At 53.8% G+C, this 17268-nt stretch carries 17 protein-coding genes and 1 pseudogene; 9 read left to right on the forward strand and 9 right to left on the reverse strand.

The features are described from left to right. Window positions 1-52: 52 nt before the first annotated feature. Entirely contained in the window at window positions 53-652 is a 600-nt protein-coding gene (locus BH714_RS05845; protein ID WP_014169778.1) for a TetR/AcrR family transcriptional regulator, read from the reverse strand. A 41-nt stretch (window positions 653-693) separates the two neighbouring features. After that, window positions 694-2319: a phosphoethanolamine transferase EptA gene (gene eptA / locus BH714_RS05850; protein WP_040017306.1), complete on the reverse strand. Its 1626-nt coding sequence runs from the start codon at window positions 2317-2319 to the stop codon at window positions 694-696. A gap of 149 nt (window positions 2320-2468) precedes the next feature. On the opposite strand from eptA, the gene BH714_RS05855 reads away from it, so the two are divergent. From BH714_RS05855 to sodC, 3 genes are all read left to right on the forward strand, one after another. Beyond that, window positions 2469-2708, forward strand: coding sequence for a DUF1289 domain-containing protein (locus BH714_RS05855; RefSeq protein WP_020884337.1), 240 nt, complete (start codon window positions 2469-2471; stop codon window positions 2706-2708). Window positions 2709-2756: 48 nt separating this feature from the next. Then, window positions 2757-3653 (forward strand): aldo/keto reductase, encoded by an 897-nt coding sequence (locus BH714_RS05860; protein ID WP_014169781.1) that lies wholly within the window; start codon window positions 2757-2759, stop codon window positions 3651-3653. A 79-nt stretch (window positions 3654-3732) separates the two neighbouring features. Beyond that, window positions 3733-4251 (forward strand): superoxide dismutase [Cu-Zn] SodC, encoded by a 519-nt coding sequence (gene sodC / locus BH714_RS05865; protein WP_020884336.1) that lies wholly within the window; start codon window positions 3733-3735, stop codon window positions 4249-4251. On the opposite strand, the gene BH714_RS05870 is transcribed toward sodC, so the two are convergent. The 3 genes from BH714_RS05870 to BH714_RS05880 are packed head-to-tail and all read right to left on the reverse strand — an operon-like array spanning window position 4230 to window position 7362. Then, window positions 4230-6263, reverse strand: coding sequence for an FUSC family protein (locus BH714_RS05870; RefSeq protein WP_040017308.1), 2034 nt, complete (start codon window positions 6261-6263; stop codon window positions 4230-4232). The genes sodC and BH714_RS05870 overlap by 22 nt on opposite strands. Further along, on the reverse strand, window positions 6263-7123 hold the full coding sequence (locus tag BH714_RS05875; protein WP_040017309.1) for an efflux RND transporter periplasmic adaptor subunit: 861 nt from the start codon (window positions 7121-7123) through the stop codon (window positions 6263-6265). The genes BH714_RS05870 and BH714_RS05875 overlap by 1 nt, the downstream gene beginning before the upstream one ends. Window positions 7124-7125: 2 nt before the next feature. After that, entirely contained in the window at window positions 7126-7362 is a 237-nt protein-coding gene (locus tag BH714_RS05880) for a DUF1656 domain-containing protein (RefSeq protein WP_020884333.1), read from the reverse strand. 186 nt (window positions 7363-7548) lie between these two features. Here BH714_RS05880 and slyA point away from each other — a divergent pair, with 186 nt between their 5' ends. Next, entirely contained in the window at window positions 7549-7989 is a 441-nt protein-coding gene (gene slyA, locus BH714_RS05885; protein WP_014169785.1) for a transcriptional regulator SlyA, read from the forward strand. Window positions 7990-8024: 35 nt separating this feature from the next. Here slyA and BH714_RS05890 read toward each other — a convergent pair whose 3' ends face one another. Both BH714_RS05890 and slyB read right to left on the reverse strand, forming a co-directional pair. Then, the gene (locus BH714_RS05890; protein WP_040017311.1) at window positions 8025-9386 is read right to left on the reverse strand and encodes a sensor domain-containing diguanylate cyclase; all 1362 of its coding nucleotides are present in this window, start codon (window positions 9384-9386) and stop codon (window positions 8025-8027) included. Window positions 9387-9621: 235 nt separating this feature from the next. Then, window positions 9622-10089, reverse strand: a complete 468-nt coding sequence (gene slyB, locus BH714_RS05895; RefSeq protein ID WP_014169789.1) for an outer membrane lipoprotein SlyB — start codon at window positions 10087-10089, stop codon at window positions 9622-9624. A 255-nt stretch (window positions 10090-10344) separates the two neighbouring features. Between slyB and anmK the strand changes: the two genes are divergently transcribed. The 5 genes and pseudogenes from anmK (at window position 10345) to pdxY (ending at window position 14925) form a co-directional block, all read left to right on the forward strand. Continuing rightward, window positions 10345-11469 carry an anhydro-N-acetylmuramic acid kinase gene (gene anmK, locus BH714_RS05900; protein WP_020884330.1) on the forward strand — a complete coding sequence of 375 codons (1125 nt, stop codon included), beginning with the start codon at window positions 10345-10347 and terminating at the stop codon, window positions 11467-11469. A 93-nt stretch (window positions 11470-11562) separates the two neighbouring features. Continuing rightward, window positions 11563-11886, forward strand: a complete 324-nt coding sequence (mliC, locus tag BH714_RS05905; protein ID WP_020884329.1) for a C-type lysozyme inhibitor — start codon at window positions 11563-11565, stop codon at window positions 11884-11886. Between the two features lie 57 nt (window positions 11887-11943). Beyond that, window positions 11944-12599: pseudogene (gene pdxH / locus BH714_RS05910) on the forward strand (pyridoxamine 5'-phosphate oxidase). 125 nt (window positions 12600-12724) lie between these two features. After that, a complete protein-coding gene (gene tyrS, locus BH714_RS05915; protein ID WP_020884327.1) occupies window positions 12725-13999 on the forward strand; it encodes a tyrosine--tRNA ligase in 1275 nt (424 codons plus the stop codon). A 65-nt stretch (window positions 14000-14064) separates the two neighbouring features. Then, entirely contained in the window at window positions 14065-14925 is an 861-nt protein-coding gene (gene pdxY, locus BH714_RS05920; RefSeq protein ID WP_040017313.1) for a pyridoxal kinase PdxY, read from the forward strand. 59 nt (window positions 14926-14984) lie between these two features. On the opposite strand, the gene gstA is transcribed toward pdxY, so the two are convergent. Then, entirely contained in the window at window positions 14985-15590 is a 606-nt protein-coding gene (gene gstA / locus BH714_RS05925) for a glutathione transferase GstA (RefSeq protein ID WP_014169795.1), read from the reverse strand. Between the two features lie 105 nt (window positions 15591-15695). Continuing rightward, on the reverse strand, window positions 15696-17204 hold the full coding sequence (gene dtpA / locus BH714_RS05930; RefSeq protein WP_014169796.1) for a dipeptide/tripeptide permease DtpA: 1509 nt from the start codon (window positions 17202-17204) through the stop codon (window positions 15696-15698). Window positions 17205-17268: the final 64 nt, after the last annotated feature.

The following is a 17268-nucleotide window of genomic DNA, read 5'->3' on the forward strand; positions in this document are numbered from 1 at the left end:
AAGGCTCCTGAGTAGACCAGTCGTCTAGTAATTACGTAAATAAAAACGCCTGCTATACGCGAGGCGTAGTAATGCTGCTTTTTACATGTGCCAGTGCGCTTTCAAGCGGCACCGCACTGCGTGAAATCTTGGCCTGCAGGTTCGCGCCTAACCAGAGGGCGTATAAAACCTGCGCCTGGGTTAAAGGTTCGCCGGGAAAAGTCAGCGTTTTTTCATCGCGGCCTTTCTCCAGCGCCTGTGCCATGAGGGCGATAACCCCGCGGGCCCCTTTATCCATTGCTGTGCGCATATCTTCTGAAAGATCGCACACTTCGGCAGAAAGTTTTACCGTCAGGCAACCGCTGATGATGCCCTGCTGACAGAACTGGTTCAGCGTTTCCTGATAGAAGTGCAGAACACGATCGCGATAATTACCTTCGCCCGTGGCGAAGTGCGCTGCCAGGCGCTGATGGTAGCTGGCATAGTGCCGCTCCAGCATTGCCACGCCAAACGCCTCTTTGGACCGGAAGTAGTGATAAAACGACCCCTTCGGTACCTCAGCGGTTTTTAATAACTCGCTCAACCCCATACCGGTAAACCCGCGATGCATGCAAAGTCGCTCGCCGGTCGCCAGTAAATGTTCTCGGGTATCGTGTTCTGTATTTCTGCTCATGGCCGCACTCTAATAGACCGTTCGGTCTATTGCAAGCGTGTTCAGTGGCGACATGCGTTCAGAATATCCAGCTGTTGTTGGTAAACCTTTGATTTAATGTCCATCATACCCAATACGGTAGAGAACAAATTGTCCTGCGAAACCGCATTTTTTGCTGCATGGTCACGTAAACACTGCGCGTTGACGCCGAAATTTTTCGCATAGTCTGGTGATAACCAGAACATAAACGGAATGTGCGTTTGTTGCTCTGGGGCCAGCATATACGGCGTGCCGTGCAGATAAATCCCGCTTTCGCCCAGCGACTCCCCGTGATCCGAAAGGTAAATCAGGGCGGTATTCATGCTCGCCTGACGCGCTTTTAGGGCATCGATGGTTTTACTGACCATGCTGTCGGTATACAGGATGGTGTTGTCATAGGTATTCATCAGCGCCTGGTGATCGCAATCCTGAATTTCATTGGTATCGCAGGTTGGCGTAAATTTGCGGAAATTATCCGGATAACGGCGATAGTATGCCGGGCCGTGGCTGCCCATCAGGTGGATGACCAGTACGGAGTCCTGCTTCAGGCCATCCAGAACATTGTCCAGACGGGTGAAGTTCACATCGTCAATGCAGGAGTTGTCTTTGCAGAACTGATCGAGTTTCCACTGGGTCATGTCGGTATGGGGAACGCGATCGCAGGCGCCTTTACAACCGCCATCATTGTCACGCCACAGCATATTGATCCCCGCATGGGCGAGCACGTCCAGCAACCCTTCCTGGTGATGGGCCAGGTCGGCATCGTATTTACTGCGCGTCATACCGGAGAACATGCAGGGCACGGAAACGGCTGTTTCGGTGCCGCAGGAGGAGGCCTGCGGGAAGTTAATCACATCCTGCTTTTTCAGCTCGGGGTTTGTTTCACGCCCGTAGCCATTCAAGGAGTAGTTCGCGGCGCGTGACGCTTCGCCGATGACCAGCACCAGCACGGTTTTCTTTTGTTGGCCTGCAATCAGCGGCCCTTTATGGGCATCTTCACCGATCCGGACCAGCGTTTGATCGCCTGCAAACCAGCGCATTTTGCTGTATTTGACCATCGCGCTGACATAGTTTGCGGGGGTCACCATTTTGACGATGCTTTTGTTATTGCGAAACAGCGACGCGTAGTCTTTATAAAACAGGGCGGCGATGAGGATGATAACCAGCAGGGCGCCGAGCATTGCGGCAAAACGGGTCAGCAGGGCGTACCACCATTTCCCGGTGCGAATGCGGATCATGGCCAGCACCACGGACGGAACAAGACCGGCAACGACAATCCACAGGATCATCTGCGGCGTCACCAGGGCAGTGGCTTCCTGAGAGTTGGTTTCGAACACGTTAACAATCATGTTCTGATCGATAACCGCGCCGTAGGTATACATAAAGTAAGTCGCGGCGGCGCATCCGACGGTCAAGACAATCAGCAGCGGCTTACGGATAAACGGGATATTAAGCAGACTAAAAACAATGACCCAGCCGCAAAACAGCACCAGTGGAACGGACGCGGCAAAGAGGACGTCATGGATATGCGCGGGCGCGATAATAGCCCAGCTACGCTGAATAAACAGCGCGTTTAATACGGTAAAGAAAAGTGCACAGCCCAGAGTAAATTTTATATCGTTACATTGTAACTTTTTGATTAGCCACATCGATCAGAAAACCTGCAATTTTAATGATGGGGCGAGTATAGAGAACGAAGATTAGTGAAACCTTAATGCCACAAAACTGTGGTAAAGCCCTTGCACGCGGGACGTTTAGCGTCTTCACTGTAGGTGATAGTCGTTATCGGGAGGTGAGTGTGGCAGAGCAACTGGAGTTTTTCCCCATCCAGAGCCCGTGCCGGGGTATTTGTCAGGTGGATGAACGCGGATATTGCCGTGGCTGCATGCGCACGCGCGATGAGCGTTTTAACTGGCAACACTTCAGCGACACGCAGAAACAGGAGGTGCTCCGTCTCTGTCGACAGCGACTTCTGCGCAAAATACGCGCAAACAAAGCCGGTGACACCGAAGAACCCCAGCAACCTTCACTGTTTTAACACGGTAATTGCGTATACTCATGACATCACGTCCTTGAGGAAAATGTTATGGTTCAGCGAATTACCCTTGCCCCCCAGGGGCCAGAATTCTCCCGCTTTGTGATGGGCTACTGGCGCCTGATGGACTGGAATATGTCCCCCCTCCAGCTGGCAAGCTTTATTGAAGAGCATCTCGACTTAGGGATCACCACGGTCGATCACGCTGATATTTACGGTGGCTATCAGTGTGAAGCCGCGTTCGGCGAGGCACTCAAGTTGGTTCCTGCGTTACGCGAACGCATGGAGATCGTCACCAAATGCGGGATTGCCACGACGGCAAAACCGGAACATGCTCTCGGCCATTACATTACCGACAGCGCGCACATCATTAAGAGCGCCGAACAGTCGCTGGTTAACCTGGCGACCGATCATATCGATCTGCTACTGATCCACCGCCCCGATCCGTTGATGGATGCCGATGAGGTGGCCGAAGCGTTTCTGAATCTGCATCAAAGCGGCAAAGTGCGTCATTTCGGCGTATCAAACTTTACCCCTGCACAGTTTGCGCTGCTGCAGTCTCGTCTGCCGTTTACCCTGGCCACCAACCAGGTTGAAATTTCTCCGGTTCATCAGCCGCTGCTGCTGGATGGCACGCTCGATCAGCTTCAGCAATTGCGTATCCGACCGATGGCGTGGTCGTGTCTGGGCGGCGGACGTCTGTTTAATGATGATGAATTCCAGCCGCTGCGCACTGAGCTTGAGACCATTGCCCGCGAACTGAATGCCGGGAGCATCGAACAGGTGGTGTACGCGTGGATCCTGCGTCTGCCGTCAAAACCACTGCCAATCATTGGCTCGGGCAAAATTGAACGCGTACGCGCCGCCATTGCCGCGGAAGAGTTGCAGATGACCCGTCAGCAGTGGTTCCGCATCCGCAAAGCGGCGCTGGGTTACGACGTCCCGTAACCGGTAAAACGTGACTTTCCGGTGAAATCTTTGCCCCTGGTATAAACTTAAGGGGCAAAAAACAACCCGTGGAGGTCATATGAAGCGTTTTACTCTGGCTCTCGTCACGCTGGTGGTCTGTGCAGGTGCGCAGGCGGCCAGTGATGAAGTGGAAATGAATCTCGTCACCTCTCAGGGTGTAGGTCAGTCCATCGGCACGGTGAAAATCACTGAAACCGACAAGGGACTGGAATTCGCGCCCAATCTCAAAGCCCTTCCTCCTGGCGAACATGGTTTCCATGTCCATGCCAACGGTAGCTGTCAGCCCGCATTAAAAGAGGGTAAAGCCTCGGCTGCGGAGGCGGCAGGCGGCCACCTCGACCCACAACATACCGGTAAACATGAAGGTCCTGACGGTATGGGACATCTGGGCGATTTGCCGGTGCTGGTGGTGAATAACGACGGCAAAGCCACGGATCCCGTCGTCGCGCCGCGGCTGAAAAAGCTGGATGAAGTGAAAGGCAAGGCGCTGATGATCCATGTCGGCGGCGACAATATGTCCGATCAGCCAAAACCGCTTGGCGGTGGCGGGGCTCGCTATGCCTGCGGGGTGATGTGATCCCCAATTGTACCCGGAGCCGGTGCCTGTTCCAGCTGCGACAGCGAGCAGTGCAGGCGCCAGATTATCGAGGCTAAATCTCGTGCTGCAGGCGAGTGGTGGTGCGCAAGGGTATCGCAAATTCGCTGAAGTTCGGCAAGCGTGGTTTCCAGTGGACGCTGCTGGACACCGCGTTCGCTCATGACATCGCGTAGCAGGGTGATGCAGACATCACGAACCTGCGACAGCGGGTCGGACCGTGTTTCCCATGCCCTAAGTTGCCAGACCACGTGAGAGCAGTTCAACAGCACCACGCCCCAGCGCAACAGCCAGCGGCGCGAAAGGGAGTCCTGGCTGTTATTGAGCTGGCTGACATAGTGATAGACCAGCGATTCATACTCACTTTCACGTAAATGCGGTTTTCGACTCAACTGGTCGACAAAACCTCTGCGTAACTCGCGGATATGCCGGCGACTCTTGCGCGCATCTGAACCCGGACGTAACACCGCAAATGCCAGCCACGCCAGCCCAACGCCAAGGATCTTCGCCAGATTATCATTGAGAAAATCGGCGTAGTCATAAACCGGCGGGTTAGTGACGGAGATAAACGAGCCCATAAATACAATCAGCTGTCCCCACAGCCCCGCGAGTTTGGGCATTTGCAGCTTCAGCAACTGCATGGTGGTTAACAGCGGGAACAGGAACAGAAGGAACTGCCACAGGTCTCTTATCTGCACCATCAACCCAAACTTCACGGCAAAACTAAACAGCGAAAGCAGCACCAGGGTGCGTAGCAGCAGCGTGAGGGAGTTGAACGGTGACGCGGCGACGGAGTACAGCACGCAGCTGATAGCAGCAAGCGTCAGGGCCGCAGGGCCTGACTCCCACTGGGTGGTGATACTCCACGCGCCAACCAGCGTGAGCGCGCAAAAGGTACGAAAACCACTCCACAGTGCCTCCATCGAGTCTGTGTGTCGTGCCAGCGCCGGGCTACCGGGGACAGCGAACTCGGTGACCGGGGTGGCATTTTCCACGGCGTTAATCCAGCGGCTGCTGCGCAGATACAACCGGCAAAAATAGTTGAGACGCTGCCAGAAGGCGCGGTGACGGTAATCGTACTCATCTACTGGCGCGAGCGGGGCGATAATCTTCGCGACGGTGTAGATGTCGGCATCCGGGCGTGCAAGCGCCGCAAGCAGCGTTTCAATCACGGTGCGCGTATGCGCAGGGGGTGTAGGCCAGTTGAGCAGCATCCGGCGCAGGCTGGAGATTGAACTGGTCATACGCAACTGCTGATGCAACAGATAGTTCAGCAGGGTGTTCTGACGACGAAAGCGATAGTGGCTCCAGAAGGCCTGAATGCGTAACAGATTCATGGTCAGGATCTGGCCGATCACCTTTTCGTGCGCAAGACGGATGTCGTCGTTGGTATCCGGTTGCCAGAGCAGACTTGCGTGCTCCAGTAAACGGGTATGCATGGTCTTCAGGGCAGTAATAAGCGCGGTGCCATCGGAAGTGCTCGGCAGTATCATCATCATGAAACCGCCGCTCAGAATACCGACAATTACTTCGCAGACGCGCGCCTGAGCGATGTCCCACAGCTCGGTGGTATCGAGCACATTCACCACCGGAAAGGCGATAATGGCGGCGGTATAGCCAGCCAGCTGGAAGGCATAGGCAACGTTATTCGTAAAGTGCGCGCAGGCCCAGGTACAAAAGCCCAGCCATATCGCCATGCTCAACAAAAAAAGCCACGGATCGTTCAGCGTATGACCTGCAATGATTAACGCTGCGGTGGCACCCAACAGGCTGCCAGCAATACGTCCAAGACTTTTGCTGATCACCCCGCCGACGGTGGGGAAACTCACCACCGCGGCAGAGGTCATTGCCCAGTAGGGCTGATCAAGGTTGAGGTAATAGGCGACAGTCAGCGCCAGACACATCGCAATGCCATTACGCAGCGCATAGCGCCACTGCGGACGTGTCGCTTTCATCCACGGCGTATTTCGCCAGGAGAAGGCCTGCAGGTTCATCAACGGGTCCCGATGGCGACGGTGCAGGTTGTGCCGGAGACCAGCGTTATGCCCTGCGGTAAATGGTCAAACTCCACACGAACCGGTACGCGCTGGGCCAGACGTACCCACGGCACGTTCGGTTTGATGTCCGGTACCAGGCCTGAATCCATTTCAACACTCTGATCGTAAATGGCGCGGCCAATGCTGGAGACGTGACCCTGTAACCTCTGCGAACCGCTGTAAAGCGTAATGGTAGCGGGAGACCCTTCGCGAATATGGCGAAGCTTGGTCTCTTCAAAATAACCCACCACATAGAACGAGTGGCTGTCGACAAGGGCGAAAACGGGTTGCCCGGCGGTGGCATAATTCCCCACGCGGGCTGACAGGTTGGTGATCCATCCATCGACTGGCGCGGTAATAACGGTTTGTGTCAGCTCCCACTGCGCCTGTTTGAGCGTAGCCTCCGCGACGTTCACGCTCGCCTGCATGGCCTTAACGTTGATATTGGCAGTATCTAAATCTTCTGCGGAAATATAGTTGCGCGACAAATGCCGGCGGCGATTGGCTTCGTTATTGGCTTTTGCTAAATCAGACTGGGCCTTCGCCAGCTGTGCCTGGGCGTTAAGGATCGCAATATGATAGGGGGTGTCGTCGATACGGAATAACACGTCACCCTTTTTAACGTACTGGTTATCTTTCACGACAAGCGTCGTAATGCTGCCCGAAACCTGTGGGGTAATGCTGACCTGCTCAGCCCGCACTTTGCCGTCACGTGTCCAGGGTGACTGCATATAAAAATTCCAGAGCCACCACCCGGCAACCAGGGCCAGAGCAAGAACAATCAGCGTGGAAAAGTACTTCAGCGTTTTCAGGGGCATATTCACCACACAATCAAGACAGCTAGGCCCAGGCATACGGAAAGGGCAAACAGGGAGAGATCCATTAACATGGGGTGCCAAATCTCGCCGGAGTACATCCAGTCGCGAAGCAGGCGATGGGCTATGAGCCAAATCATAAAGCCGACCAGGACGGCCTTAAACAAGGGCGGAAAGTAGACTGACGCACCGAAAATCAGGTCCTGAAGGGGGAGTCCCACGGAGCTTTGAAAAAACGTCACGGGCAGAGATCCTTTGCAGTGAACAAAATGCCGCGAGGGCGAGTCTTAATCTGATGGAACATCACAATTCAGTGTAAGTCATCCTTTTAAGTTCGATGAATGCAGTATTGCATTTGTTTTGCCAATACAAATGCTGCACACTATTCTAAAATCAGTATAATAACTTAGCAAGCTAATTATAAGGAGATGAAATTGGAATCGCCATTAGGTTCTGATCTGGCAAGGTTGGTACGCGTCTGGCGTGCTCTGATTGACCATCGCCTGAAACCTCTGGAATTGACACAGACGCACTGGGTCACGCTGCATAACATTCATCAGCTGCCACCCGACCAGTCACAAATTCAACTGGCAAAAGCGATCGGCATTGAGCAACCGTCACTGGTACGTACGCTTGACCAACTGGAAGAGAAAGGACTCATCTCCCGGCAAACCTGCGCCAGCGATCGTCGCGCTAAGCGGATTAAGCTCACTGAGAAAGCGGCCCCTATCATTACTGAAATGGAAGCCGTTATCACCAAAACGCGCGGCGAAATCCTTTCCGGGGTTTCACCCGCAGAGCTTGAACTGCTCATCAGCCTCATTGGGCGCCTTGAGCAGAACATCCATGAGCTGCAGTCACGCGACTGACACCATCACAAGGCCTTGCAGCAGCAAGGCCTTTTTTACCTCGACACAACGACACGGTTACGCCCGGTCTCTTTCGCTTCATACATCGCCTTGTCAGCATTCTCCACGCACGCTTCAGCGGTCGTCGTCGGAGAGGTGGCGGTAAATACCCCCATGCTAATCGTGATGGATTCAGGTAACTGACCGCCGCTGCTGACCTTATCAAAACTGCTCAGCTTTAGCCGTATGCGTTCAGCCACCTGGTACGCTGCTTCCGACGAAGTATTGGTCAGCATCAGGACAAATTCTTCCCCACCAATACGTGCCGCGATGTCCTGTGGGCGGACGGAATCCATCAGCAGGTTGGCGACAAACTGCAATACTTTGTCTCCCTGCAGATGGCCGTAGCAGTCGTTGATGCGCTTAAAACGGTCGAGATCGCTGACGATAACCGACACAGGGTGGTTGGCTTTGCTGATGCTGAGTGCCTGATTTAAGGCGTCGTAAAAATAACTGCGGTTGTAGAGGCGCGTCAGCGGGTCGCGGATCGAGTTCTGATAAGACTGCTGATACTTTATGTGCGAGTCGCGATACAGGTTAAAGACGTCGTACAGCAGGACAAAAATAATCATCAGCGTCGCCACGGTTTCGAATAAGCGAGCGTGATACCAGGACGTGTCCTCAGCATGCCCGCCGGCTAACAGTAATGCGAGCGTCAGGACATAACAGACACATAAGAAATTACCGCCAACCCAAAAAAGATTCCGCACCCGGGTAATCGTCATTAACGTTGCTAACGCCACAACCCAGAGAAGAATCAAAAAGATATTTATGACCTGGCTCCAGAGAACCATAAATTGCCGGGTTTCATTATCCACCAGATCCAGCGTTATCAGTGCCGAGTGGCTGGAGCAGAACCAGGCCAGGGCGACCATAGAAACCGTAAACAGCATTGTACCGATAACCACGGCAATATGCGCGGGGCGTGAAAGGGGATAATCCCGAATGGAATAGAGTAACGCTGAGACTATTATCAGCACCGCCATAAGAATATGACGGAACATAAAGAAGATCATGGCGTCGTTATAGTCGACAACATTGAACTGATAGAGATCCAGCCATGACGGGAAGCTGGACAGGGTACCGGCCATCAGCATCGTCGACCCGGCGAAGGCCGAGGCGAGGGCGATAAGGTACAACCGCCGTCTGTCGCACCAGTATTTCATGACCATGAAGCAGGCAATAAACAGGTGGAATACCAGCAAAAATATGGTAAGTGTCGGGAATAGCAGCGGTGAGAATGAAGGAACTAATTCTACCAGTTTTACAAAGAGACCTTGTAATATTCCAACGACGACGATGCATCCAAAACAGAATGTAATATAAGGGTTCTTAAAATATCGTTGTAGTGCAAGCATAGGGATTTGACGGAATAATAAAATTAAAAAATGTAAAGTGAGAAAGAGAGTAACAGGCGTGGAGAGTAAATACTTTGCGCAGGAACAAGATATACCGCGCTTAATGATTCATGGCGGGAATGTTTTTTGTAAATATATTGCTGATAATTATATTATATGTAAATAGATTTGTTTACTGGCTTCGCTAAACGGATTTGTTAAATGGATGTGGTCTGATGACCACATCCAGTTTGAATTAGCGTGGAGAAACGGTGACCTGGCTTCCGTTGCTCGCCAGAACAACGCGCTGGCCGGCAGAGAAACGGGTATTACCTTGTTTCTGTACTACCATGATGGTGCTGCCGTCATCTTTACGGATTTCCAGTTCTACGCCCTGGCTTTTGTTCATTGCACCCTGAACGCCCTGGCCTGCAACGCCACCCGCAACGGCACCTGCTGCTGTGGCCAGCGAACGACCTGTGCCACCGCCTACGGTATTACCGAGGAAGCCACCCAGCACAGCACCGCCGATGGCGCCCATCACGTTGCTGTCATCGCCACCCTGAATTTGTACAGGACGTGCGTTAACAACGGTACCGTAAGTGACGCTCTGAACCTGTTTGGCTTCAGAAGCGCTGTACACGTCGCCAGAAAGTGAACTGTCATTCACACAGCCTGCAAGGGTTAAACCGATCAGCGAAACGCCCAGTACACGTAAAATCATTTGAATCTCCTGTTCACCAAAAACGCCCGATGGCGGGCATCCGTTATGGCTAAATTATATGGCATAAGGGGCCATAGTTCATATCTTTGCACTAACAATAAGAAAATTGTACTTGAATTTAACTTAACGAGACATAAACGGGCACCCGGCAGGTTACCTGTCTGAGATTGTTAAAAAATATTATCGCCGGATAGCAAAGCGGCACTGTTTATGGTTGAGTGGAGAGCATTAGCCCACGCAACGTAAGGAAAGCGCATGAAATCGGGTCGCTACATTGGTGTGATGTCGGGTACCAGTCTGGATGGCGTAGACGTCGTTCTGGCCGCTATTGATGAAAACATGGTGGCACAGCAGGCGAGCCTGACCTGGCCTATCCCCCTGGCGCTGAAAGAGGACATTCTCAGTGTCTGTCAGGGGCAGCAACTGACGCTTTCTCAGCTTGGTCAGCTTGATGTGCGGCTGGGGGCGCTGTTTGCCGATGCGGTACTGGCCCTGATGCATAAAGAAAAGCTTCGCCCGCAGGATGTCGTCGCCATCGGCTGTCACGGACAAACGGTCTGGCATGAGCCGGTCGGCGATGCACCGCATACCCTGCAAATCGGCGACAACAACCAGATTGTGGCGAAGACGGGCGTGACCGTAGTCGGTGATTTTCGGCGTCGCGATATTGCGCTTGGCGGGCAGGGCGCGCCGCTGGTGCCCGCTTTTCATCAGGCATTGTTGACCCATCCGACAGAGCGCCGAATGGTGCTGAACATTGGCGGTATCGCCAACCTGTCTCTGCTTATCCCGGATCAACCCGTACGCGGCTATGACACCGGCCCGGGTAACATGCTGATGGATGCCTGGATCTGGCGTCAGCGTGGTCAGGCGTATGATAAAGACGCGCAGTGGGCCAGCGAAGGCAAAGTGATCATCCCGCTGTTGCAGTCCATGCTAAGCGATCCGTACTTCGCCCTACCGGCGCCCAAAAGCACGGGGCGCGAATATTTCAACTATGGCTGGCTCGAACGTCAGCTGGCGCAGTTCCCGGCACTTGCACCGCAGGATGTCCAGGCGACGCTCGCCGAGTTAACGGCGGTTTCGATATCGGAACAGGTTCTTCTCAGCGGTGGATGCGAACGCCTGCTGGTGTGCGGCGGTGGCAGCCGTAACCCGTTGGTGATGGCACGTCTTGCCGGGTTATTGCCGGGTACCGAGGTGACGACCACCGATGAAGCCGGCATCAGCGGCGATGATATGGAAGCGCTGGCCTTTGCCTGGCTTGCCTGGCGCACCATTGCCGGGCTTCCGGGCAATTTACCGTCGGTGACTGGCGCACGTGAGGCCAGCGTCCTCGGGGCCATTTTCCCGGCGAATCCACGTCATAATCAGAGTTAACTGAAATTCAGCGCGGCGTGTGGTCGTTAGAATGGAATGAAACAGGAGGGCAGCCATGCCCTCCAGGACCAGGAAAGTCTTCGGAATACGCCCATGAAAAAACTTCTTCTTATTGCCGCGCCTTTATTGCTGTCAGGATGCAGCGTCTACAACCAGTTCCTTGATCGCATGCAGACCGATACCCTGGAGTATCGCTGTGATGAAAAACCGCTGACCGTTAAGCTGAACAATCCGCGTCAGGAAGCCAGTTTTGTCTACGACAACAAATTGCTCACCCTCAAGCAGGGCATTTCTGCCTCCGGCGCACGCTACACGGACGGAATTTATGTCTTCTGGTCGAAAGGCGACAGTGCCACCGTCTACAAACGCGACCGTATTGTGCTGAACAATTGCCAGCTCGAAAATCCGAAGCGTTGAGATTTTTACAGGGGCGGCGCACAATAGCGCCACCCAATGTCAATGTCAGCTAACGCCATGTCAGATAACGACGAACTGCAGCAAATTGCGCATCTGCGCCGTGAATACACCAAAGGCGGCCTGCGTCGCCAGGATCTTCCCGCCGAACCCCTCGTGCTTTTTGAACGCTGGCTGAAACAGGCCTGCGAAGCGAAACTCGCCGACCCAACGGCAATGGTTGTCGCAACGGTAGATGAAAACGGTCAACCGTATCAGCGTATCGTCCTGCTCAAACATTATGACGAGAAAGGCCTGGTGTTTTACACCAACCTGGGCAGTCGTAAGGCACACCATTTAGAAAACAATCCTCGTATCAGCCTGCTGTTCCCGTGGCATATGCTGGAGCGTCAGGTGATGGTCACCGGCAAAGCAGAGCGTCTCTCCACGCTGGAAGTGGTGAAGTATTTCCACAGCCGTCCGCGTGACAGCCAGATTGGCGCCTGGGTCTCAAAACAGTCCAGCCGTATTTCGGCGCGTGGCGTGCTTGAAAGCAAATTCCTCGAACTGAAGCAGAAATTCCAGCAGGGCGAAGTTCCGTTGCCCAGTTTCTGGGGGGCTTCCGCATTCCGATCGAGCAGATGGAATTCTGGCAGGGCGGCGAACACCGTCTGCATGACCGCTTTTTATACCAGCGTGAAAATGGCGGCTGGAAAATCGACAGGCTGGCACCGTAATCGCCGAAATTTGTTGATTTAAGCGCTAGCGCAGGCCGCGCTTGCGCTTTATTCTATGTACCTTTCGCATCAGGCGAAAAGTCGTGTACCGGCAAAGGTGCAGTCGTTTATACATGGAGAATTTGATGGCAAGCAGTAACTTGATTAAACAATTGCAAGAGCGGGGCCTTGTGGCTCAGGTGACGGACGAGGAAGCGTTAGCAGAGCGACTGGCGCAAGGCCCGATCGCGCTCTATTGCGGCTTCGATCCTACCGCTGACAGCTTGCATTTGGGGCATCTTGTTCCATTGTTATGCCTGAAACGCTTCCAGATGGCGGGCCACAAGCCTGTCGCACTGGTTGGCGGCGCGACCGGTCTGATTGGCGACCCAAGCTTTAAAGCTGCCGAGCGTAAACTGAACACCGAAGACACCGTGCAGGAGTGGGTGGATAAGATCCGCAAACAGGTTGCGCCTTTCCTCGACTTTAACTGCGGTGACAACTCTGCGATTGCGGCCAACAACTATGACTGGTTTGGCGGCATGAACGTGCTGACCTTCCTGCGCGACATTGGCAAACACTTCTCTGTTAACCAGATGATTAACAAAGAAGCGGTGAAGCAGCGTCTGAACCGTGACGACCAGGGCATCTCCTTTACCGAGTTCTCCTACAACCTGCTGCAGGGTTATGACTTTGCCTGCCTGAATAAACTGCACGGCGTCTGCCTGCAGATTGGCGGCTCTGACCAGTGGGGCAACATCACGTCGGGTATCGATCTGACGCGTCGTCTGCACCAGAACCAGGTCTTCGGTCTGACCGTTCCACTGATCACCAAAGCCGACGGCACCAAATTTGGTAAAACCGAAGGCGGCGCGGTATGGCTTGATCCGAAGAAAACCAGCCCGTACAAATTCTACCAGTTCTGGATTAACACGGCAGATGCCGATGTTTATCGCTTCCTGAAGTTCTTCACCTTTATGGACATTGAGACGATCAATGCTCTGGAAGAAGAAGACAAAAACAGCGGTAAAGCGCCACGTGCTCAGTACGTACTGGCTGATGAAGTGACCAAACTGGTTCACGGTGAAGAAGGTCTGGCCGCGGCAAAACGCATTACTGCAAGCCTGTTCAATGGGACGCTGAGCGATCTGAGCGAAGCGGACTTCGAACAGCTGGCGCAGGATGGCGTGCCGATGGTTGAGATGGAAAAAGGTGCCGACCTGATGCAGGCGCTGGTGGACTCCGAGCTGCAGCCATCCCGCGGTCAGGCGCGTAAAACCATCGCCTCGAACGCTATCACCATTAACGGTGAAAAACAGGCCGACCCGGAATACACCTTCGCTGACAGCGATCGTTTGTATGGCCGCTACACGCTTCTGCGTCGCGGTAAGAAAAACTACTGTCTGGTCTGCTGGAAATAATTAAAAGTATCCAGGGGCGTGGGAAACCACGCCCCTTTTGTTTTTTCAGGGTTTGGTAAGTAAAAATGAAGAACATCCTCGCCATTCAGTCCCACGTGGTCTTTGGGCATGCTGGCAACAGCGCCGCGGAATTTCCGATGCGCCGCCTCGGTGCCAACGTCTGGCCCCTCAATACCGTGCAGTTCTCAAACCATACACAATACGGTCAATGGACCGGCTGCGTGATGCCGCCTTCGCACCTCACCGACATTGTGCAGGGCATTGCCAATATCGATCAGCTAAAACGCTGTGATGCGATACTGAGCGGATATCTCGGTTCGGCAGAGCAGGGAGAGCATATCCTGGGCATTGTCCGCCAGGTGAAAGCGGCAAACCCGGCGGCGAAATACTTTTGTGATCCTGTTATGGGGCATCCGGAGAAAGGCTGTATCGTGGCCCCCGGCGTGGCTGAATTCCATGTGCGTCACGCGCTGCCGGCTAGCGATATTATTGCGCCGAACCTGATTGAGCTGGAAATTCTCTGCGAGCATCCGGTGAATAGCGTAGAAGAGGCGGTAAGCGCTTCTCGTGAGCTAATAGCCCAGGGGCCGGAGATTGTCCTGGTGAAACATCTCGCGCGCGCAGGGCTGAGCAGGGACCGTTTTGAGATGCTGCTGGTGACGAAAGACGAAGCCTGGCATATCAGCCGTCCGCTGGTGGACTTCGGCATGCGTCAGCCGGTGGGTGTCGGTGATGTGACAAGCGGTTTGCTGCTGGTGAAATTACTTCAGGGAGCCACGCTGCGGGATGCGCTTGAGCATATGACTGCTGCGGTGTACGAAATCATGAAGGCGACAAAAGAGATGCAGGAGTATGAACTGCAGGTGGTCGCGGCACAGGATCGTATCGCGAAACCGGAGCATTACTTCAGCGCGACCCGGTTATAACGGTTCACGTTCCTGTCAGCCGGGTAGCGACAGCGCCACCCGGCAATACAGTGCGCCGGTCAGTTCAACCCTTCTGCTTTAAGCGCTGCAGCCACCGCAGGACGCGCGGCTACGCGATCCATGTACGATGCAATGTGGTCCAGCCCGTCCATGTTGAGCTTAATGGCCCGCGCCCAGCGCAGCACGGTGAACAGATAGGCATCGGCAATCGTAAAACGCGCGCCCCCAATCCACTGATCGTCTTTCAGCGATGCGTTAACGTACTGCAGTTTTTTCTCCAGTTGAGCACGTACGGTCGGTTTGTACTCTTCCGGCGTCTCCGGACGGAACAGCGGGGTAAAGCCTTTGTGCAGCTCGGTCGCAATGTAGTTCATCCACTCCAGCGTTTTGTAGCGAGAAACCGTACTTACCGGTGCCAGCAATTGCCTGTCGGGCACGCTATCGGCGAGGAATTGCATAATCGCCACGCCTTCGGTCAGCAGGGTACCGTCATCCAGCAGCAGAGCCGGAACTTGTCCCTTCGGGTTAATAGCAAAAAAATCATCGCCGTTTTCCAGGCGTTTTTTCATCAGGTCAACGCCATCCAGCGTGAAATCTTTGCCGCTCTCGCGCAGGGTAATGTGGGAAGCAAGAGAGCACGCGCCCGGTTTGTAGAACAGTTTCATCGGTAACTCCTTTTTGCTGAGGTTTCAGCTATGTTAGTGCGCGAACGGGTAAAAAAAAAGCCGCTAATACATTAGCGGCTTCTGTTCAGTCGTTTCTCAGTGACATTATGCGGTAGCGGTTTCGGTCGCTTTCGCCGTCTTGTCGTCGTCCTGAGTCATGCGATTAAGCTTCGGCGCAGTCAGCATCATCAGAACCGCGATAACCGCAGTAGCAATACCAATCTGCATGAACACGGTACCGTAGACGTTCAGAGAGACCAGTGGGTCAGTCACGTTATCCGGCACGGCCATCAGGTTTGCAATTTTACCTGCGATGATGGCGGCACCCGCAGTGGTCAGGAACCAGCTACCCATGATGAAGCCCATCAGACGCTGAGGAACCAGTTGTGCAACCATCGCCAGGCCCAGACCGGAGATCATCAGTTCACCGATAGACTGCAGCGCGTAGCTCAGGATCAGCCAGTTAACGGAGACGATACCGGCGTCAGTCGCAAATTTCGTACCCAGCGGCAGTACCAGGAATGCGCCAGAACACAGCAGCATACCGATAGCAAATTTGTGCGGCATCGGCAGACGGTCGCCCATCTTGTTATAGATAGCAGCCAGAATCGGGCTACCAATCATGATCCAGAACGGGTTCAGGGCCTGATACTGCTCCGGCTCGAACGCGATACCCAGGATTGAGTGTTCAACGTTACGGATAGCGAAGAAGTTCAGAGACGTTGGCATCTGGCTGTACAGAACGAAGAAGATAATCGCTTCCAGCATCAGGATGAAGGCCACAATCATCTTACGACGAGCGGCACCCTGCATGGCGAAGGCTTCTTTCGCGAAGATGATCACGATACCCAGCGCAACCACACCCAGAACCGCACGCGCGATGCCCTGGTTATGCAGCAGCCAGGTTGCGATTGCCGCGAGGATCACCACGCCGACAATGGTCGCCAGCAGTTTGCCAATGTGAACCGGTTCGAAGTCAGGTTTGGAGCCGTAGTCTTTCACCCAGCGTTTGCAGAAGGCAAAGTTAACCACGGTGATAAGCATACCGACAACGGACAGGGAGAACGCAACGCTCCAGCCGAATTTAGCGGCCAGCCACGGGGTTGCCAGCATGGAGAAGAAGGAACCGATGTTCACGGACATGTAGTACATGGTGAATGCACCGTCCAGACGCGGGTCATCTTTGTTGTAACAGGTAGAGAGCAGGGAAGACGGGTTCGCTTTGAACAGACCGTTACCGACGGCGATAGTCGCCATACCCATATACACCACAGCGGCATCGTGACCAGACCATGCAACCAGTGCATAGCCAACGGCCAGGACAATCGCACCCAGCATAATGACACGTTTAGTCCCGAGGACTTTATCACCGAGCCAGCCGCCGATAGCGACCAGACCGTACACCAGGGCACTGAAAGAGGAGAACAGCGTAATGGAATCTGCTTCGGACATACCCAGCTGTTTTACCAGGTAAACCGCCATGATCCCTTGCAGGCCGTAATAACCAAAACGCTCCCATAACTCGATAGAGAAGATGAGATAGAACGCTTTAGGTTGTTTAAAAGCGTTAAGACTTACGCTTTCATCTGTTGGTTTATTGTTTGCAGTCGACACATATACCTCTTTTTTTACATCCCATATTAACGGGGGTGTTCATCGCGTGATGGCCGTAGTCCAT

The organism is Enterobacter ludwigii (genome assembly GCF_001750725.1).
GTDB classification, from domain to species: Bacteria; Pseudomonadota; Gammaproteobacteria; order Enterobacterales; family Enterobacteriaceae; genus Enterobacter; species Enterobacter ludwigii.